At 68.2% G+C, this 19458-nt stretch carries 16 protein-coding genes; 9 read left to right on the top strand and 7 right to left on the bottom strand.

The features are described from left to right. Window positions 1-48: 48 nt before the first annotated feature. A complete protein-coding gene (gene kbl, locus CDN99_RS21370; RefSeq protein WP_088386938.1) occupies window positions 49-1278 on the bottom strand; it encodes a glycine C-acetyltransferase in 1230 nt (409 codons plus the stop codon). Between the two features lie 144 nt (window positions 1279-1422). Here kbl and CDN99_RS21375 point away from each other — a divergent pair, with 144 nt between their 5' ends. Together CDN99_RS21375 and CDN99_RS21380 are read left to right on the top strand one after the other, a co-directional pair. Continuing rightward, complete coding sequence (locus tag CDN99_RS21375) at window positions 1423-2001, top strand: helix-turn-helix domain-containing protein (RefSeq protein WP_088386939.1); 579 nt, start codon at window positions 1423-1425, stop codon at window positions 1999-2001. Window positions 2002-2408: 407 nt separating this feature from the next. After that, window positions 2409-2717: a hypothetical protein gene (locus tag CDN99_RS21380; RefSeq protein ID WP_141100904.1), complete on the top strand. Its 309-nt coding sequence runs from the start codon at window positions 2409-2411 to the stop codon at window positions 2715-2717. Here the strand turns inward: CDN99_RS21380 and CDN99_RS21385 are convergent. Next, the gene (locus tag CDN99_RS21385) at window positions 2701-3963 is read right to left on the bottom strand and encodes a YihY family inner membrane protein (RefSeq protein WP_238139643.1); all 1263 of its coding nucleotides are present in this window, start codon (window positions 3961-3963) and stop codon (window positions 2701-2703) included. The two genes, CDN99_RS21380 and CDN99_RS21385, sit on opposite strands and share 17 nt — an antisense overlap. Before the next feature lie 19 nt (window positions 3964-3982). On the opposite strand from CDN99_RS21385, the gene CDN99_RS21390 reads away from it, so the two are divergent. The 3 genes from CDN99_RS21390 (at window position 3983) to CDN99_RS21400 (ending at window position 9052) form a co-directional block, all read left to right on the top strand. After that, window positions 3983-4390: a DUF2069 domain-containing protein gene (locus tag CDN99_RS21390; protein ID WP_238139644.1), complete on the top strand. Its 408-nt coding sequence runs from the start codon at window positions 3983-3985 to the stop codon at window positions 4388-4390. Beyond that, complete coding sequence (locus CDN99_RS21395; RefSeq protein WP_238139645.1) at window positions 4387-5835, top strand: FAD-binding oxidoreductase; 1449 nt, start codon at window positions 4387-4389, stop codon at window positions 5833-5835. Before CDN99_RS21390 ends, CDN99_RS21395 begins: the two co-directional genes overlap by 4 nt. A gap of 175 nt (window positions 5836-6010) precedes the next feature. Further along, window positions 6011-9052, top strand: a complete 3042-nt coding sequence (locus CDN99_RS21400) for a sensor histidine kinase (protein WP_141100905.1) — start codon at window positions 6011-6013, stop codon at window positions 9050-9052. Window positions 9053-9118: 66 nt separating this feature from the next. On the opposite strand, the gene CDN99_RS21405 is transcribed toward CDN99_RS21400, so the two are convergent. Continuing rightward, window positions 9119-9610, bottom strand: a complete 492-nt coding sequence (locus tag CDN99_RS21405; protein WP_088386944.1) for a winged helix-turn-helix transcriptional regulator — start codon at window positions 9608-9610, stop codon at window positions 9119-9121. Between the two features lie 142 nt (window positions 9611-9752). Between CDN99_RS21405 and CDN99_RS21410 the strand changes: the two genes are divergently transcribed. Further along, complete coding sequence (locus CDN99_RS21410) at window positions 9753-11003, top strand: MFS transporter (protein WP_088386945.1); 1251 nt, start codon at window positions 9753-9755, stop codon at window positions 11001-11003. A 149-nt stretch (window positions 11004-11152) separates the two neighbouring features. Here the strand turns inward: CDN99_RS21410 and CDN99_RS21415 are convergent, their stop codons facing one another. Then, the gene (locus CDN99_RS21415; RefSeq protein ID WP_088386946.1) at window positions 11153-14386 is read right to left on the bottom strand and encodes an efflux RND transporter permease subunit; all 3234 of its coding nucleotides are present in this window, start codon (window positions 14384-14386) and stop codon (window positions 11153-11155) included. 33 nt (window positions 14387-14419) lie between these two features. Next, window positions 14420-15610 (bottom strand): efflux RND transporter periplasmic adaptor subunit, encoded by a 1191-nt coding sequence (locus CDN99_RS21420; protein WP_088386947.1) that lies wholly within the window; start codon window positions 15608-15610, stop codon window positions 14420-14422. A gap of 409 nt (window positions 15611-16019) precedes the next feature. Here CDN99_RS21420 and CDN99_RS28355 point away from each other — a divergent pair, with 409 nt between their 5' ends. From CDN99_RS28355 to CDN99_RS21430, 3 genes are all read left to right on the top strand, one after another. After that, complete coding sequence (locus CDN99_RS28355) at window positions 16020-17279, top strand: SPM autocatalytic domain-containing protein (protein ID WP_141100906.1); 1260 nt, start codon at window positions 16020-16022, stop codon at window positions 17277-17279. 112 nt (window positions 17280-17391) lie between these two features. After that, window positions 17392-17859, top strand: a complete 468-nt coding sequence (locus CDN99_RS21425; RefSeq protein ID WP_141100907.1) for a hypothetical protein — start codon at window positions 17392-17394, stop codon at window positions 17857-17859. A 57-nt stretch (window positions 17860-17916) separates the two neighbouring features. Continuing rightward, complete coding sequence (locus CDN99_RS21430; RefSeq protein ID WP_088386949.1) at window positions 17917-18309, top strand: VOC family protein; 393 nt, start codon at window positions 17917-17919, stop codon at window positions 18307-18309. Between the two features lie 72 nt (window positions 18310-18381). Here the strand turns inward: CDN99_RS21430 and CDN99_RS21435 are convergent, their stop codons facing one another. Together CDN99_RS21435 and CDN99_RS21440 are read right to left on the bottom strand one after the other, a co-directional pair. Next, a complete protein-coding gene (locus CDN99_RS21435; protein ID WP_088386950.1) occupies window positions 18382-18762 on the bottom strand; it encodes a hypothetical protein in 381 nt (126 codons plus the stop codon). Window positions 18763-18860: 98 nt separating this feature from the next. Continuing rightward, a complete protein-coding gene (locus tag CDN99_RS21440) occupies window positions 18861-19313 on the bottom strand; it encodes a hypothetical protein (protein WP_202820308.1) in 453 nt (150 codons plus the stop codon). Between the last annotated feature and the right edge of the window lie 145 nt (window positions 19314-19458).

Raw genomic sequence — 19458 nt, forward strand, 5'->3', positions numbered from 1 at the left:
CGCCCACAGGCGGTCCGAGGTCGGCGTCAACGCCGGCGACGCCGGGCCTCAGCCCACCAGGCCGAGTTCGCGGCCGGCCTGGGCGAACGCGGCGACGGCGCGCTCCAGGTGCTCGCGCTCATGCACGGCGGAAACCTGCACGCGCACGCGCGCCTGCTCCTTCGGCACGACCGGATAGAAGAAGCCGACGGCGTAGACACCCAGCTCCAGCAGCCGCGCGCTCAGTTGCTGCGCCTTGACGGCGTCGAACAGCATCACCGGCACGATCGGGTGGGTGCCCGGCTTGATCTGGAAGCCGGCCTGCTGGATGGCCTCGCGGAAGTAGGTCGTGTTGGCCTCCAGCTTGTCGCGCAGCGCGGTGCTGCCTTCCAGCAGATCCAGCACGGCCAGCGACGCACCGACGATGCTGGGCGCCACGGTGTTGGAGAACAGGTAGGGCCGCGAGCGCTGGCGCAGCAGCTCGATCACTTCCTTGCGGCCGGTCGTGAAGCCGCCCGACGCGCCGCCGAGCGCCTTGCCCAGCGTGCCGGTGATGATGTCGACCTTGCCAAAGATGCCGCGGTGCTCGTGCGTGCCGCGGCCGGTCCTGCCCATGAAGCCGCTGGCATGGCATTCGTCGATGCCCAGCAGCGCGCCGTGGCGGTTGGTGATCTCGCGGATCTTGTCGAGCTGCGCGATCGTGCCGTCCATCGAGAACACGCCGTCGGTGAACACCATCACGTGGCGCGCGCCGGCCGCGCGGGCGGCCACCAGCTGGGCCTCCAGGTCGGCCATGTCGTTGTGCTTGTAGCGCAAGCGCCTGGCCTTGCACAGGCGGATGCCGTCGATGATCGAGGCGTGGTTCAGCTCGTCGCTGATGATGGCGTCCTGCTCGCCCAGCAGCGGCTCGAACAGCCCGCCGTTGGCGTCGAAGGCGGCGGCGTAGAGGATGGTGTCCTCGGTGCCGAGGAAACGCGCCAGGCGTTGCTCCAGCTCCTTGTGGATGTCCTGCGTGCCGCAGATGAAGCGCACCGAGGACAGTCCGTAGCCATGCGTGCGCAGCGCCTCATGCGCGGCTTCCAGCACTTGCGGATGGGCCGACAGGCCCAGGTAGTTGTTGGCGCACAGGTTGATGACCTCGCGGCCGTCCTGCGTCCTGACGATCGCGCCCTGCGGGCTGGTGATGATGCGTTCGCTCTTGTAGAGCCCCGCGTCGCGGATGCCTTGCAGCTCGTTCTGCAGATGGCGATAGAAGTCGTCGGTGGACGGGGCGATCGTGGGGGTGGCGGTGTTGGTCATGCGGGCGCTCCTGCGGCACAATCCGTTAAATCGAACGCGTTCGTTATATCGAACAGCCGTGCAGTATCAGGGAATCGAGGGGCCGCGGTCAAGGTGTGCGGCCCTGTCTCGTGATGCTGTCTTGCCTCTCGCCGCCACAGCCCGATGTCCGCCATTCCTTCCGAAAAGCTAGAACCTCCGCGCGTCGGCGCGACGCTGCAATCGCTGCGGCAAGCGCAGGGCCTGTCGCTGGACGAGTTGTCGCGCCGGGCGGGCGTGTCGAAGTCGATGCTCTCTCAAATCGAGCGCAATCAGGCCAATCCCACGGTGGCGGTGGTGTGGCGGCTTGCCAATGCGCTGCGGGTGGAGTTGTCGGAGTTGCTGGGCGGGGAGCGCCCGGCGGCGCCGCCGATCGAGGTGGTCGCGTCCCATGCCACGCCGGGGCTGTCGAGCCCGGACGGGTTGTGCCGGCTGAGGATCCTCGGCCCGATCGAGCTGGCCGGCAACTTCGAGTGGTACGAGCTGACGGTGCAGCCTGGCGGCGCGCTGGAATCCGCGGCGCACGAGCCGGGCTCGCGCGAGCACCTGAGCGTGCTCGCCGGGGAGCTCGAAGTCACCGCCTGCGGCAGCCGCCACGTCGTCAAGACCGGCGAGACCGCGCGCTACGCCGTGGACGGAGCGCACGCGATCCGCAATCTGTCGAAGAAGGCAGCGACGGCGCTGCTGGTGGTGTTGCACGCGTGATGCACGACAGGTTGCTGATACTTCAGGGCTTTCCGAACTTCGCTGGCTTCAGATAGGTTATTCGACGCGGAAGCTGGAGCCCTGCTCCGCCTATCCGCTGGCCAATCGTTGCAATGGCCGCTCCCATGCCCTCCTTCGGCCTCCCGGCCGCCCCGAAAGTTGGACGGGTCTCTTTCAACGCTGCCGTGCCAGCCTCCTGCTCAACCTGAGGAAGGTGGCGAATCTACAGATGCATGAGCGGCGACGAGGGATTCGCAGGGTCCGAGCTTGACGGTTGCGCAGTCGGCGCCCCCCCACCACACCCACTGTTACTTGACCTCGCGAGCTCGATCGTCACAATCGCCCGATCGCGGAGGCGAGGGAGCGTTCACGGCAGTCAAGGCAGTACATCCATGCAGCAACGCTCAATGAATTCAGAGAAGTCCCACCACATCCCCACCCCGACCCAACCCGCCACCATCGACAGCGAAACGCAGATGAAGCAGCTGCAGCTGCTGGACGGCTCGGCACGCCTGCGCGTGGCGGAACAGCGCGCCCGAGACGGCCGCACGTCGCCGCTGATCGACAAGAACTCGCTGCCGCTGGGCGAGCCGCCCAAGTACGGCATGAAGCCGACCGCCGCGACGCGCCCCAGGCCGCCCTATCGCCTCGCGCTGTTCTCCGTCGTCGCGCTGCTGGCCGCGGTCGGCGGCGCCGCGCTCACGTTCCTGAAGTAGCCGGCGCGCCGCGCGCGATCAGGGCGCCGACGGTCGTCTGCTCCCAGCCGGCCTTGTCCCACAGCATCGCCAGGCCCTCCTGGCGGTCGGCCAGCAGCGCGCGGATCAACGGCTCGGCCATCGTCGACGACGGCTCGCACAGCAGCACCAGGCGCGACGCGCCGTCCTCCTCCAGCCGCCCGACCCAGTCCAGTTGCTGAAGCTGCTGGACGACGGGCTCGAGCTGCAGCGGGTCGACGCACAGGCGTTGCGACAGCGCCAGCGACGTGCGGCCGGATTCGCCGGCGATGCGCGCCGCCTCCAGCTCGCGCACCACGTCCAGCGCCAGCTCCATCTGCATGCCCGGCTTGTTGCGGCGCACGCTCACGCCGCCGGCCAGCGCCGGCGCGTTCGCCGCCAGGATCGCGCCGAGCAGCACGATGGACCAGCCGACGTAGATCCAGATCAGGAAGATCGGCACCGCCGCGAACGCGCCATACAGCGTCGAATACGTCGGCACCTGCTTCACGTACCACGCCAGCCCCTGCTTGGCGATGTGGAACGCCACCGCGACGAAGCCCGCGCCCATCAGCGCGTGGCGCCAGCGTACGTCCGTGTTGGGCACGTAGTGGAACAGCGCCGCGACCGCGCCCCAGAGCACCAGCAGGTCCACGCTGTTGAGCAGCACCACCAGCCCGCGCGGCATGTTGTCGACGTAGTCGCGGCTGGCGGTGATCAGCACGCTGGTCACCGCCAGGCTGCCGCCCAGCAGCAGCGGCCCGAGCGTCATCGCGGCCCAGTACACCAGCACGCGCTGCGCGATCGGCCGCGGCCGCTGCACGCGCCAGATCTGGTTGAGCGTGCGGTCGATGGTCAGCATCAGCGCCAGCGCGGTGAAGCCGAGCACCCCCAGGCCGAGCGCGCCCAACCGGTTGGCCTTGGCCGCGAATTGCGTCAGCGACATCAACACCGGGCGCGCGATGTTGTCCGGGATCAGTGACTTGAGGAAGTATTTCTCCAGCGCGGCCTGGAAGCTGGAGAACATCGGGAAGGCCGTGAACAGCGCCAGCGCCACGGTCAGCAGCGGCACCAGCGAGATCAGCGTGGTGAAGGTCAGGCTGCCCGCGGTCAGGCCCAGGCGCTCCTCCCGGAAGCGCTGCACGAACACGCGCAAGGTGCGCGCCCAGGGCCACTTGAGCAAGCTCCGGCCGATCTCCCGCGCGCTCTCGCGCACCCCATGGCGCGCCACCCTCTGTCTGATATTCATGCTGGCTATGATGCCAGCCATGTCAAGCCTCGACGCGCCCCTGAGCCCTGCCCCGACGCCTCGCACCGAGCCCACCGCGCGTGAACGCGGCAGCCGCAACACCGCCTTCGTCGCGACGCTCGCGCTGGCGCTGCTGTGCCTGGCCTGGGAGCTGTGGCTGGCGCCCGTCGGCCGCGGCACGTTGGCGATCAAGGCCGTGCCGCTGCTGCTGCCGCTGGCGGGCCTGTGGCGCTACCGCATGTACACCTACCGCTGGCTGAGCCTGTTCATCTGGCTTTACGTCACTGAGGGCCTGGTGCGCGGCACGTCCGAGACCGGCATCGGCCAGGGACTGGCCTGGATCGAGGTGGCGCTGTCGGTGACGATCTTCATCGCCTGCGCCGCGCAGATCCGGCAGCGCCTGGCCGAGGCCAGGGGCGCGCCGTGATCGGCATCCCCAGCGGCGCCCCGAACGACGCCGCCCGCGCCGCCCTGATCGACGCGCTGCGCGCGCTGCTCGGCGACGCGCACGTGCTGCTGCCGGGCGAGCACGACCTGGCCGCCTACGAGCGCGACTGGCGCAAGCGCTACGCCGGACGCGCGCTGGCGGTGCTGCGACCGGCCGACACGGCGCAGGTGGCGGGCATCGTGAAGCTCGCGCGCGCGCATCGCGTGCCGCTGGTGCCGCAGGGCGGCAACACCGGGCTGGTCGGCGGCGGCGTGCCGGATGCCTCGGGCACGCAGTTGCTGCTGAGCCTGCAGCGCCTGAACCGCGTCCGTCAGATGGACCCGTCCAACCTGACGATGACCGTCGAGGCCGGCTGCGTGCTGCAAAGCGCCCAGCAGGCCGCGCACGCGGCGGGCCTGTTGTTCCCGCTCAGCCTGGCCGCCGAGGGGAGTTGCACGATCGGTGGCAACCTCGCGACCAACGCCGGCGGCACGCAGGTGCTGCGCTACGGCAACGCACGCGAGTTGTGCCTCGGCCTGGAGGTCGTGACCGCCGACGGCGAGATCTGGGACGGGCTCTCCGGCCTGCGCAAGGACAACACCGGCTACGACCTGCGCGACCTGTTCATCGGCTCCGAGGGCACGCTGGGCGTGATCACCGCGGCCACGCTGAAGCTGCACCCCCAACCGCGTGCGCGCATGACGGCGCTGGCCGCGTGCGACTCCCTGCGGCATGCCGTGACGCTGCTGGACCTGACGCGCTCGCGCTGCGGCGCGGCGCTGACCGGCTTCGAGGTCATGAACGCGCTGTCACTGGCGCTGGTCGCCAAACACTTCCCGCAGCTGGCGCAACCGCTGGGCCCGCGGCCGTGGACGGTGCTGCTGGAGCTCTCCGACAGCGAGGGCGAGGGCCACGCCCGCGCGCAATTCGAATCGCTGCTGGAGCAGGCGCTGGAGCGCGGCGTGATCGACGACGCGGCGGTCGCGGAAAGCCTGGCGCAAAGCCAGGCCATGTGGCACCTGCGCGAATCCATCCCGCTGGCGCAGAGCGAGGAAGGCCTGAACATCAAGCACGACATCTCGCTGCCGGTATCGCGCATCCCCGACTTCGTCGAGCGCTGCGACGCGCTGCTGGCGGAACGCTTTCCGGGCTCGCGGCTGGTGGACTTCGGCCATCTGGGCGACGGCAACCTGCACTACAACGTCCAGGCGCCGGAAGGCACGCCGCCGGCCGACTTCCTGCGAGAGCGCGAGACGGCGGTGAACGCCGTCGTCTACGACCAGGTGATCGCGCACGGTGGATCGATCTCCGCCGAGCACGGCATCGGCCAGCTCAAGCGCGACGAACTCGCGCAGCGCAAGAGCCCGGTGGCGATGCAACTGATGCGACAGATCAAGCAGGCGCTGGATCCGGACGGGTTGTTGAATCCGGGGCGGGTGGTGTGATCTGCCCGCGATGACGCCCCCGCCTGCCTCGTCTCGTTCGTCTCGTTCGCCCGGGTCGTTCGGGTTGTTCGGGTTGCCCCGTCCGCTCGGGTTGCCGCGGTCGCTCCGGCGATGCCGGTCCGCGCGGCCGTTTCCACGGCCGTGGCTGCCCGCCCTGTGCCTCGCCGCGCTGCTGATGCCGGCCTTGGCCTCGGCGCAATCGTCGACGCCTTCGGAGCAGCCGCTGGCGCATCTGCAGCACACCACCTGGACGTTGAAGGACGGCATGCCCGGGCCGGTGATGGCCATCGCGCAGACCACCGACGGCTACCTGTGGCTGGGCACGGGCATGGGGCTGTACCGCTTCGACGGCCTGCGCTTCGAGCGCTTCGAAACCCTGGCCGGCGAGCGGCTGCCGAGCCGCCAGGTGCTCGCGCTGCATGCCACGCGGGACAACGGGTTGTGGGTCGGCCTGCTCGCGGGCGGCGCGGCGCTGGTGCGGCAAGGCCGCGTGCTGCATGTCGACCCGGCCGGCGGCCCGTTCGAGGCCTCCACGCGGGCCTTCGCCGAAGAACGCGACGGCACGCTGTGGACGGCCACCGGCCTGGCGCTGCTCAAGCGCGTCGGCAATCGCTGGACGGCAATCGGACCCGAGTCGGGTTATGGCGACGGCCTGCCGACGGCCACGATGAACGTCGTCGTCGACAGGCAGGACAACGTCTGGGCCGTCACGCCGCGCAACGTGTTCGTGAAGGCCGCGGGGCAGGATCGCTTCGTCGACAGCGGCGTGCCGATGCTGGGCATGACGCAGCTCGCGGTCGGGCCCGACGGCCGCGTGTGGGCCAACGACATGTCGGACCAGGTGCGCGGCGTCGCGCCCCTGCCCTCGCCCGCCGCGACGGGCACCGGCGCCGCCCCGCCCGGCCGCCTGCCGGTCCCCAAGAGCTACTTCATGCCGTTCTTCGACCGCGCCGGCGCGCTCTGGTACGGCGCGCTGGGCGGCCTGGCGCGCATGCGCCCGGGCGGTGCGGGAGCCCCCGGCGAAGCCCCCCAGTTCATGGCGGCGAGCCCCGGCGGCCAAGGCCTGGCAGGGGACCAGGTGATGCGGATATTCCAGGACCGGGAAGGCACCGTCTGGGTCGGCAGCAACGGCGGCCTGGATCGCTTCCGGGGGGCCGCCGTCGACCTCGTCGACCTGCCCGAGCGCAGCTCCGGGATCGCGCTGTCGACGGACGCGGACGGCGCGCTGTGGATCGCCGCGCGCGACGTGCTGCTGAAGCGGCCTGCCGACGGCGGCCCGCTGCAGCCGGTGCCGTTCGCGGCCGGCATGGAATCGCTCACCGCCGCGTTCGTCGACCGCCAACAGCGGCTGTGGATCGGCGGGCGCACCGGAGTGTGGCGGCAGGAGGGCAAGACCTTCGTGCAGATGCCGACGGCGGACGGCGAGCCGTGGGCAGGCGCGGTGCTGGACATCGCCGAGGACGCGCGGGGCGTCCTCTGGCTCACCGCCAACCGCTACGGCCTGAACCGCTATGTCGACGGCAGGCTGCAGCGCATGGGCGGTCGCGACGGCTTCCCCCGCCGCCCGCCCAACTGCATCGCCAGCGACGCCGAGGGCCGACTCTGGTTCGGCTACGGCGACGGCTCGCTGCGCCGCCATGACGGCCAGCGCCTCACGACACTGACCGCCGCCGACGGCCTGCGCGTCGGCGACATCAAGGTCATCGCGCCCAAGGGCCCGCGCCTGTGGATCGGCGGCGAAAGCGGCGTGCAACTGGTCAGCGCCCCCGGCATGCCGGAGATCCGGCTGGCCGACCCCACGGCGCTCGAAGGCGTGTCGGGCATCGTCGAGACCGACGCGGGGGACCTTTGGCTCAACGGCGCGCGCGGCATCACGCGGATCACGGCGGCGGAGCTGCGCCGCGCGCTGGCCGATCCCGCATATCGACCGAAGGCGCGCCGCATCGACCTGCGCGACGGCCTGCGCGGCCAGGCCGAGCAGTCCTGGCCGCTGCGCACCGCGGTGCAGACCCGGGACGGACTGCTGTGGTTCTCGCTGAACAACGGTCTGGTGCGCATCGATCCGGCCAAGGTGCCGCCGGGCGACGCGCCCGCGCCGCCGGTCGACATCCAGCGCGTCACCAGCGGCGGCGACGGCCACCCGGTGCCGGCGGACCGTCGGCTGCGCCTGGCGCCCGGCACCCGCGACCTGGAGATCGACTACACCGCCACGACGCTGGCCGTGCCCGAGCGCGTGCGCTTTCGTTACCAGCTCGTCGGGCAGGACCACGACTGGCAGGAGGCCGGCACGCGGCGCCGCGCGTTCTACACCAACCTCGGGCCGGGCAGCTTCGAGTTCCGCGTCGAGGCATCGCAGGACGACGGTCCATGGAGCGACACGCCCGCGACGATGACGGTGGAGATCGCCCCGACGCTCGCGCAGACCTGGTGGGTCCGGACGATCGGCGTGCTGGCGGTGCTCGCGGAGCTCAGCACGCTGGCCTGGCTGCGCGCGCGGCAGGTCGCCACGCACGCGCGGGACCGCCTGACCGCGCGCGTGCAGGAACGCGAGCGCATCGCGCGCGACCTGCACGACACGCTGCTGCAGGGCATGTACGGATTGATCCTGCGCTTCGAGGCCGTGGCGCGGCGCCTGCCCGGCGTGGAGCGGGCCGCGATGGAGCGCGTGCTGGTCGACGCCGACGCGCTGCTGATCGAAGGCCGCGATCGCGTCGCCGACCTGCGCCTGCCGCCGCCCGACACGGGCCGGCTGGAACAGACGCTGGACGCGCTCGGCCAGCAGTTGATGCAGTCGCATCCGGCGCGCTTCGCGCTGACCGTCGATGGCGCGCCCCGGCCGCTGGATCCGACGCTGTCGGCGTCGTTGTGCCTGATCGCCCGCGAGGCGATCTTCAACGCATTCCAGCACGCGCGGGCGCAGCGCATCGACGTGTCGATCCAGTACGCCGCCGACGCGTTCAGCCTCATCGTCCAGGACGACGGCATCGGCGTGCCCGACGACGTGCAGGCGCGTGGCGGCCGCCCCGGCCACTGGGGCCTGTCCGGCATGCGCGAGCGCGCGGAGCTGGCCGGTGCCGTCTATCGGCTGACGTCCCGCCCGGACCGGGGCACGGAGGTGGCGTTGCGTGTGCCGGCGGCTCGGGCCTACGGTCCTCGCGGCGAGGACCGCGCCCGCGCCCTCGGCGGCCGGTGGCGCCGCTTCTGGCGTCGCTTCTAGCGCCATCTCTGGCGCCGTCTCTGGCGCAAGACCCGACGACTCAGGAGCGCCAGCCGGGCCCGCCCGTCACCGGACCTTGCGTACCTCCGCCTGATCCGGCGACAGGACGCGGCCGTCCCCGCCCTGCGGCGCCATGAACGGGACGGGCTTGCCGCTCTCCTTGTCGATCAGTGTCGAGTGCCGCTCGCCACGCGCGAACAGGTGGCGCTCGCCCCACTGCCGCAGCGCGACGACCACCGGAAACAACGTCGTCCCCTTGGCCGTCAGGACGTACTCCTGGAACGCGCTGCCGTCCGCCGCGGGCTGCGTCCGCAGAATCTCGGCTTCCACCAGACGGCGCAGCCGGTCGGCCAGGATGTTCTTGGCGATGCCGAGGCTGCGCTGGAAATCACCGAAACGCCGCTTCTCGTCGAAGGCGTCCCGCACGATCAGCAGCGACCAACGGTCGCCGAGGACGTCGACCGCCCGCGCGACCGGGCAGGTCTCGGCGATCGGCGGCGTCTGCGATGTCTGCGGCGCTGCGGCGCCGGGCTGGGTGCGCGCGTGTCGTGTGTTCATGGCGGCCTTTCGTGGGCGGACGACCGAAGGGGTTTCTCGTCGATTGGTTGCAGTTTAAAACCATCAACCCTAACATCCGACTGGTTGTAATTTGAAACCACACGCCTGACGCGGCTCTTCCGCCAGTCCGTGACCCCACGCCATGTCCACCCATCATCCCTGCGCGCCCACCGGCGCCGGCGCCGGCGCCCTCACCGAACTCCCACCGACCGCGACACGGCCGCCAGCCCTGCCCAGCGCGTTGATCGGGCTCTTTGCCGTGGCCAGCGGCGCCAGCGTCGCGAACGTCTACTTCGCCCAACCGCTGCTGGACGCGTTGGCGCGGGACTTCGGCATCCCGACGTCGGCGATCGGCGGTGTCGTGACCGCCACGCAGGTCGGGTGCGCGCTCGCCCTGCTGCTGCTGGTCCCGCTGGGCGACCGCGTCGACAGACGCCGGCTGATGGCCGGGCAATGGCTGTTGCTGATCGCGGCGTTGAGCCTGGTCGGGCTGGCGCGCTCGACGACCGTCCTGCTCGCGGGCATGACGGCGGTGGGCCTGCTCGGAACGGCGATGACGCAAGGCCTGATCGCCTATGCCGCGAGCGTCGCCGGCCCCGGGGAGCAGGGCCGCGTCGTCGGCGCGGCGCAGAGCGGCGTGTTCATCGGCCTGCTGCTCGCGCGGGTGTTCTCGGGCGTGGTCAGCGATCAGCTCGGCTGGCGCGGTGTGTACTTCTGCGCGGCGGGCCTGCTGGCGGCGCTCGCGCTGCCGCTGTGGCGCCGACTGCCGGCGATCTCCGCGCGCCCCGTCGCGATGAGCTATCGACGCCTGCTCGGCTCCATGCTGACGCTGCTCGGCACCGATCGCGTGTTGCTGGTGCGGGGCATGCTGGCGCTGCTCATGTTCGCCGCGTTGAACATCTTCTGGAGCGCCCTGGTGTTGCCGCTGAGCGCGCCGCCGTTCAACTTCTCCCACACCACCGTGGGTGCCTTCGGCCTGGTCGGCGCCGTGGGCGCGCTCGCCGCCGCGCGCACCGGACTTTGGGTCGACGCCGGCAGGGAACGTCTCGTCACCGCGGCAGCGCTGCTTCTGCTGCTCGCGGCATGGCTGCCGCTGTCGATGATGGGCGCGTCCCTGTGGGCGTTGGTGATCGGCGTGATCGTGCTGGATCTCGGCGGCCAGGCGCTGCACGTCGCCAACCAGAGCCTGATCCTGCGCGACCGCCCCAACGAGCAAAGCCGGTTGATCGGCCTGTACATGCTGTTCTACGCCGTCGGCAGCGGCCTGGGCGCGATGGGGACGACGGCCGTCTACGCGCAGGCGGGATGGGCGGGGGTCTGCGCGCTGGGGGCCGGAGTGAGCGGGGTAGCGCTGGTCTTCTGGCGGAGCACGCGGGGCGTCCGGCGACGTTGACGGTCCGGTGTCGGGATTCAGGCGAAGGCCGGGACAGGGTGGCCGATGTCAGAGGGGCGATGCTCGTGATGGCGCCGCGGTTGCCTGGGCCTGATGAAAAAAAGGCGCCTCATCGAGGCGCCCTTCCCGTCATCCGTACGTGACGTCGATCAGTCGTCGCCAGCCGCAAGCGCCTCGGTCTTGCGAGCGCGAGGCTTGCGCAGCCCGAAGAGCCACTCGACGATCCAGTACAGGAACAGCAGCCACGTCAGGAACGCCCACGCCACGAGCAAGGTCTGCCCGATGCTCAGCGCCCATGCGCCAGCGGTGCTCCAACGCTCCGCGCGCTTGGGGAAGTTTTCCTTCAGACGCTCGAAGAAGAGCTGGATGCTGTCGTAGAAGCACGGCACCATGAGCAGCGTCAGGAAGGTCGACGTGATCGTGCCGCCGATGATGGCCACGGCCATCGGGCGATAGAACTCGCCACCCTCGCCCACGCCGACCGCCACCGGCAACATGCCGGCGATCAGTGCGAAGGTCGTCATCAGGATCGGGCGGAAGCGCTTGCGGCCCGCGTGCATCAGCGCTTCCTCGCGCGGCACGCCGGCGGCCTCTTCCTGGCGCGCGGCATCCAGCAGCAGGATCGCGTTCTTCGCCACCAGGCCCGCCAGCATGATGATGCCGATGAAGCTCATCAGGTTCAGCGTGCCCTTGGTCAGCAGCAGCGCCACCACCACGCCGATCAGCGACAACTTGAGCGAATACATCACGCCAATCGGCGCCGAGAAGCTGCCGAATTGCATCACCAGGATCAGGTACATCAGGCCGATGCCGGACATCAGTGCGATGCCCATCGCGCCGAAGACCTCCTCCTGGTCCTTGGACGCGCCGGCCAGCTCGATGCCATAACCGGGCGGGAAGTTGATCGACTTGGCGAGCGCCTTCGCATCCTTGGTCACCTCGCCCGGCGAGCGGCCATGCGCGTTGGCCGAGACGGCGATCATCCGCTTGCTGTCCGCGTGCTGGATCTTGGCCGGGCCCTTGCCCATGGTCACGCGGGCGATCTGCTCCAGCGGCACCATCACGCCGGCGCCGGTCACGGCGATCGGCAGGCGCTCGATGTTGCTGGCGTCGACGCGATCTTCCGGCGCCAGGCGCACCGCCACGTCACGCGTCTCGCCGCTCGGATCGACCCAGTCGCCGACCTCCACGCCGGCGAAGGCCACGCGCAGCGCGTTGGCCGCGTCGCCCACCGAGATGCCCAGCGAATTCGCCAGGCCGCGGTTCATCTCGATCTGCAGCTCGTCCTGCGGATCCTGCTCGGACAGACCGACGTCGACCGCGCCCGGCACATCGCGCAGCTTGGCCATGTACTCGGTGGTGATCTCCATCAGCTTGCGCGAGTCGACGCCGTGGAAGCGGATCTGCACCGGCTTCTGCGCGCCGTTGTTGAGGTCGTCCAGCACCACGTACTCGGCGCCAACCAGGCGGGCTACGCGGGTGCGCAGGTCCGCGGCGACCTCGGCGGCGCTGCGCTTGCGCTGCGTGCTCTTGCCGATGTCGACGTAGATCCGGCCGCCGCTCACGTTGACGTACTCGTTCGTGGCCTTGGTCTCGGGCAGTTCACGCGCCAGCGCCGAGCCGGCCGCCATCTTCAGGCGGGCGTACTCGAGGCTGGAGCTGGCCGGGGTACGCACCTCGACGGCGATCGTTCCGGAGTCCGACGCCGGCAGGAAGCTCGTGCCGCCGAACATGTTCTGCAGCGCGATCGCCAGAATGAAGCTCGCCGCGGCGAAGAAGGCCATCCAGCGGCGATGATGCAGCGCCCACTCGATCACGCGGCCATACCGATCGGCCTGATGGTCGAACCAGTCGTTGAAGCGCTGGAGCAGCTTGGAGATGCCCGTCTTCGGCGCGTGGTGATACCCGGGCGGGTCGCCCCAGTACGCCGACAGCATCGGATCCAGCGTGAACGAGATGAACAGCGACACCAGCACCGAGGCCACGACCGTCAGGCCGAAGGGCCGGAACCATTCGCCGGACACGCCCGGCATGAAGGCCACCGGGATGAACACGGCCACGATCGAGAAGGTCGTGGCCGCGACGGCCATGCCGATCTCGGCCGTGCCCTTGAGCGCCGCGGTGCGGCGGTCCGCGCCGCGTTCCATGTGGCGGACGATGTTCTCCCGCACCACGATGGCATCGTCGATCAATACCCCGATCGCCAGCGACAGCCCCAGCAGGCTCATGAAGTTGAGCGTGAAGCCGCACAGCCAGACCGCGATGAAAGCCGCGATCACCGATGTCGGCAGCGACAGCGCGGTGATCAGCGTCGAGCGCCACGAGTTCAGGAACACGTACACCACGAACACCGTCAGGCCCGCGCCGAAGACCAGCGCGTGGATCACGTTGTTCAGGCTGTCCTGCGCGTCGCGCCCGCCGTCCTGCGTGACTTCGAGCTTGGTGCCGGCGGGCAGCGTCTTGCTGATCTCGTCGACCATGTGGCGGGTCGCGTCGGCCACGGTGACCGTGGACGCGTCGCGCGCCCGGGTCACCGAGATGCCGACGTTGGGATGCCCATTGCGGACCGAGAACCCGGTCTGCTCGGCGAAGCCGTCCTTGACCGTGGCGACCTGCCCCAGCCGGATCAGCTCGCCGCCGCTGCGTTTGACGACGATCTGGTTGAAGTCGGCCGGCGACTCGATGCGGCCCAGCAGGCGGATCGACTGGTCCTCCATCAGACCGCGCACCTTGCCCACCGGCGCGGTGGTGTTCTGCATCCGCAGCGCGGTGACGACCTCGGTGACGGAGACGTTGAACTCACGCAGCTTCTGCGCGCTCAGCAGCACCGACAGCTCGCGGTTCAGCGAGCCGTTGACCGTCACCGTCGCCACGCCCGGAATGCCGCGGAAGCGGTCGGCGAGCACGTCCTCGCCCAGGCGCGAGATCTCCGCGTGCGTCTGGCTGCTGGACGACAGCGCCAGCTGCATGATCGGCTGCGCGGAGGGGTCGATGCGCTGGAGCACCGGCTCGCGCATTTCGGTGGGCAGCTTGTGCCGCACCGCCGCGATCGCGTTGCGGACCTCGTCGGCCGCCTCGATCATGTTCTTGTTGAAGTTGAAGATCAGCAGCAGCTGCGCGTAACCCTCGCTCGCGGTGGAGCGCACCTCGGTCACGCCGGAAATGCTGTTGAGCGACTTCTCGATGCGGTTGATGATTTCCCGCTCGGCCGTCTCCGGCGACGCGCCGGGATAGGTGATGCCGACGACCAGCAGCGGCTGCTCGACGTCGGGGATCTGGTTGACCCGCAGCTTGGAGAGCGCGAGCAGGCCAAGCGCCATCAACCCGATGATGATGACCACCATCGAGATCGGCTTCTTGACCGAGAAATTGGAAAGGAACATGGCTCAGTCTCCTGTGGGCGTCCGACGCCGGCGTCAGATGCCCGAAGCGGCGGACGCGGCGGGCGTGGAGAAGCCCGGCGCGGCGGACTTCGAGCCGGCACCGCCCCGCGCGGGGACGGCGGCCTTCGACAGCTCGACCTTCTGGCCGTCGATCAACGTGCTGGTGGGGTGACGCAGGATGCGGTCGTTCTGCTTGAGGCCGTCGGTGACGACATACAGCCCCTGGCGATCGTCGCGCGCGCCCAGGCGGACGGCGGTCTTGGTGACCTTGCCGCCGTCGACGCGCCAGACATAGGCCTTGTCGCCCTCGCGCTGCAGCGCGCCGTCGGCGACCATCAGCGCCGAGACGCTGGTCGTCTGCACGCGCCCTTCCGCGTACAGGCCGGCCACGCCGGGCTGCTGCTGGCCGGCGAAGTCGACCAGCACCTCCACCTGACGCGTGCTGGCGTTGGCGGCCTGCGCGATGCGGCGCACCTTGCCCTGGAAGTCGACCTGCGGATAACCGTTGACGCGGAAGAAGACGGTCTGGGCCAGCTTCAGCTCCGACATGCGGTCGGCGGACACCAGGCCCTCGAAGCGCATCGAGGCGGGGTCCATCACCTTGATCAGCTCCTTGCCGAGCTGCGCCGAGTCGCCGGGCGACACCTTGCGATCGCTGACGACGCCGTCGAACGGCGCGCGGACCTCGGTGCGCTGCTGCTGCTGGCGAGCGGTGGCCGCGCGGGCTCGGGCGGCCACCAGATCGCTCTGCGCGTTGTTGCGGCGGATCTCGGCGTCTTCCATCGCCTGGATGGAGCTCATGCCCTGGGCTTGCAGCGTCTTCAGGCGCTGGTACTGGCGCTCGGCCTGATCGAAGCTCTGCGACGCGGCGCGGGCGGTCTCATCGGCGGACTGGACGGTGTCGCGGATGGCGGTGTCGTCGAGGCGCACCAGCAGGTCGCCACGCTTCACGCGCTCGCCGTTTTCCTTGTAGACCTGCAGGACGATGGCCTGCAGCTCGGCGCGCAGGTCGGCGCGGCGTTCCGGCTGGATGGAGCCGGTGATGACGGGGCCGCTGGCGTACTCGCTGACGCCCAGGGTCTGGACGTCCTCCGGCGCCACCAGCAGGGCGGGCGCGCTGGCCGCGGCGCTGGCGGGGGTCGCCTTCTTGTCACCTTCTGGAGGTTTGCCGCAACCGGCAAGCAGGGACGCGATGACAAGGGCAAGCAGCGACGGACGCAACATTTAGCGGGCTCCAGAGGGGCGTAAAGTTTCTTTTCGTGCGCAAGGCGCAAAAAGGCGCGCAAGCTTAACTTCAATAACCCCACATGAAGGTGGTCATGGCCTCCGTTCGTACGGCGGAATCGGCAGCTCGTCGCAGGAGGGGAACCGGGAGGGGATGGCGGGGGTGGTTTCGGGGTGGTTACATGTGGGTGGGGCCTGGCTGAGCACCCTTACCGAGGGTTGACCTGCGCAACACGCGTTTCGCCCAGCCTCGTTGGGCGCCACTGCGTTGCCAGGATTGCGTCTACAACAGTTCCCGGTCCGACATACCAAAAACGGGTCAAAGATGACACTTCGCCCTATCAATCAGGGTCATTGCTGGCAAAACTCGACCTGAAAAGATCATCACCTCCAACTTCTGAGGTGAGAAATGGCAAATCTTCGCGTCAATCAGTTCACCGACGGCGCCAGCGGGCACGTGAATGTGACCCTGACCTGCAGCAGCGGCACGTTCACGTTTGGCTCCAACCTTTCGCCACAGTCTGGCCCACAAGATGAGAGGGAGGCAACGAGGCTGCGGATCATGGCGCACCCTGCGGACTACAGCTTCAAGGATCTACAGATATCCGACGATGCCTGCATTCGCGCGGTCGATTATGCGCAGCGAACCATCGCGGCAGCGCGCTCGATGCCCGCCCCCAGTTATTCCCCTCTATGCGGGAACTGCGTGGATTTCGCGGACCTTCTGCTTATGCATGTAGGACAATCGCCGTTCTCCATTGGAAACTTCTTGAAGAGTGGCTCACTCGCGGACAGCTATGCCGAGCTATCCCGCTTCATTTGCACAACCAACCGGGAGTCGCTCATGTATTCCACGCCTGACGCTCCGATCGGAATCTCGGACGGAAGCGCAGTGGAATCATTGTTCCAATCTACCTATGAACGAACGATGGATTGGGGATTCACTGGAGATCTCCTTCAAGCCATGGATGCTCTGCAGAATCAGATCGGCTTCTCAATCAACGAGCGCTTCTTCACCGACTTCTACGACGAATGGCTGGCCAATGGTGGTTCGCCCATTGCAATTGATCTGAATGGCGACGGCGTGCGAACAATCGCGCTTCCCGACTCCAACGTCAACTTCGACATCACAGGCGATGGCCTTGCGGAGCGGACTGCCTGGCTAGACAAAAACGATGCATTTCTGGTGCTCGACCGCAATGGCAACGGATTGATTGACAATGTCGGAGAGATGTTTGGAGGGCTATTGCGCGGAGAGGGTTATGCTGAACTCGCGCTGCTTGACGAAGATTCAGATGGCGCTCTTACCAGAATGGATTCGGGGTTCAAATCACTCGCTTTGTGGCGAGATGAAAACATGAACGGCCGCACAGACCCAGGCGAGTTGATAGACATGCGCGACGCAGGCATCGACTCTTTGAGCGTGAGATATCGATCCACTTCGGATGTCGATCACGGAAACCTGATCGGAGAGCGTTCAGAAGCGTCAGGTTCTACAGTGCGGGATATGGCCGACATCTATTTTCAGTATTCTCGCCAACGACAACACACCGACAATAGATCAACTTCAGACGAAACCGCCATGGCGAATCATCGGATCGTAGGCAGTCATGTACCCACAGACACACTGCAGATCAACCACTCGGACACTGCAATTCTTGCCATTTAAAGCCAACAGATCTATGAACAGAATAAACATCTTCGGCGCTCGAGTCGTGCTTGCTGTCATGGCCCTCTTGCCCGGAATCGCCTGCTCATCGACAGACCGCTTCGCTGTCGCAATGAGCATCACCGACGCCATGCAACAGGCGGCGGCGTTGAAGATATCGGGCAGAAACTACAGCGACAGTCAGGCGGATGCGATCAGGAATGCAAAAGGGGCTGAATTCAAGAAGATATTCAGCGACCTGCCCGAGGCTGCACTCTGCTCGGATCAGCAGACCGGCCAGGACTGGCTCGCCAACCGGTGCAAGTTGCTCGCGACCGAAAGCAGCGTCGACGCCTGCGCAAAAGACAACGGCTGCATTCGCTTGAGGTTCGCGGCCTTCGCGCGCGACCCGGCGATCATGGCGTCAATGAAGGAGGCCGTATCCGCTCCTCTGAAGTTTCTCCCCGCCGCGGCGCCGGTGGACGCCCATACGCCCGGCCTCTCGCTGTCCACTCGTTCGGCTGTGAGCGCGGCACGCAAGGCCAGGCCCGGCCGGGAACTGAAAGCGCTGGACGACGGCACCTTCCAGCTCACGTACTAGCGCGAGAGCCGCTAATCTGCCGGCCTCTTCCACCGTGTCGCCATCAGGAGGCCCCGCTTGTTCTCTCATGTCTTCATCGGCGTCAGCGATTTCGAGCGCGCCCTCGCCTTCTATTCACCGCTGATGTCGGCGCTCGGGATCCAGCAGCGATTCTGCGATCCAGGCCGTCCGTGGGCCGGCTGGCAATCCTCGCCGCGGCCGCTGTTCCTGATCGGCCGCCCTTTCGATGAATCGATGCACGCGCCCGGCAACGGGCAGATGACGGCATTCCTGGCGGAGAGCCGGGCCGTCGTAGACCACGCCCACGCGGTGGCCGTGGCCCATGGCGGCCAGTCCGAAGGCGCGCCCGGCTTGCGGCCGGAGTATCACGCGGACTACTACGGCGCCTACTTCCGCGATCCGGATGGCAACAAGCTCTGCGTGGCGTGCCATTCAGCGGAGGCCCGCTGATTCAAGGTCGATCGCGTCTCTGATGAGGAGGATGAAGGGATAGCGAATCGACCTTCCGCGCGCCAGCCCGGCTCAAGGGGTCACGCCTGAAGCCGCGGGGTTCTTCTGACCAGGCTCGTTGAGCTGCCGCGCGCCCGCGCTGTCCGGCGCGAAGCGCGGATCGCCTGGCGCCAGATGCGATTGATAGACGAGGGTTCCCGCGCACACCGTCGCGGCCACCAACACCCGCGTTCCCATCGGCAGCACGCCGATCGGCAGCCAACGCGTCGCGGCGAGCAGCATGAAGGCAATGACCGCGAATCCAAGGCCCATGCCCAACCATCGCTGCACTTCGACGGTCGCCACCTCTTGATTCAGCGCGCTCGTCTTCCAGATCGCGTAATAGACACCCGTCGCGATGATCGCGGCGGCCATTACTGCCACGCGAATGCCGTTGTTGATGGTGCTGGTCATGGCCGCTTCCAAGGATTCCAATTGCTCGATGGGGGCGGATTCTGCCTTGGGGGCTCGCAGCGAGTTTTCTGGAGGGCGCTGTCGGCGCCCCTCTCACCTCACTTGAACTTCAACTCCTGCAGCAGCATCGAACTGCCGATCTCGCGGAACTCGAATCGGTCGCCTGATTCCTTCTGCATCTGCGCTTCGGTCTTCTTCTTCCACGCCAGGTACTCGTCACCGCGCTTCTCGCCTTCGGGGCCGCTGGGCAGGCGCTCGGTCATGACGAGCAGGTACAGGTCGGGCTCGCCCTTGCGCGGGTAGACGTTACTCAGCACCGTGTACGACTTGATCCAGCCCTTGGACTTCGCGAACTCCTGGTCCGCCTTCCACTGCGTGGCCAGAAAGCCGGCGTAGGTGAAGGCGCCACCGTCCTTCAAATGCACGCCCGTGATCTCCCAATACTCGCCCATCACCATCGGCCAATCGCCAGCCAGTGCGCCGGTCGGCGTCATCAAGGGAACGAGAGAGACGCTCGCGGCCAGCAAAGCCTTCATGACGATCTGCTTCATCGCATCCTCCATTCGGGGGTCGGGTCGAGGAGCCGAAAGTAACAGGTCGTTGCTGTGCTGAAAGCCCCTAGATCGTTGACCTCACGACCGTCGCGGCGCTGTCACCACCCCGCAACCTCCAGCAAAGAACATGACACGCATCCCT

The organism is Roseateles aquatilis (assembly GCF_002205645.1).
Classification (GTDB): domain Bacteria; phylum Pseudomonadota; class Gammaproteobacteria; order Burkholderiales; family Burkholderiaceae_C; genus Roseateles; species Roseateles aquatilis.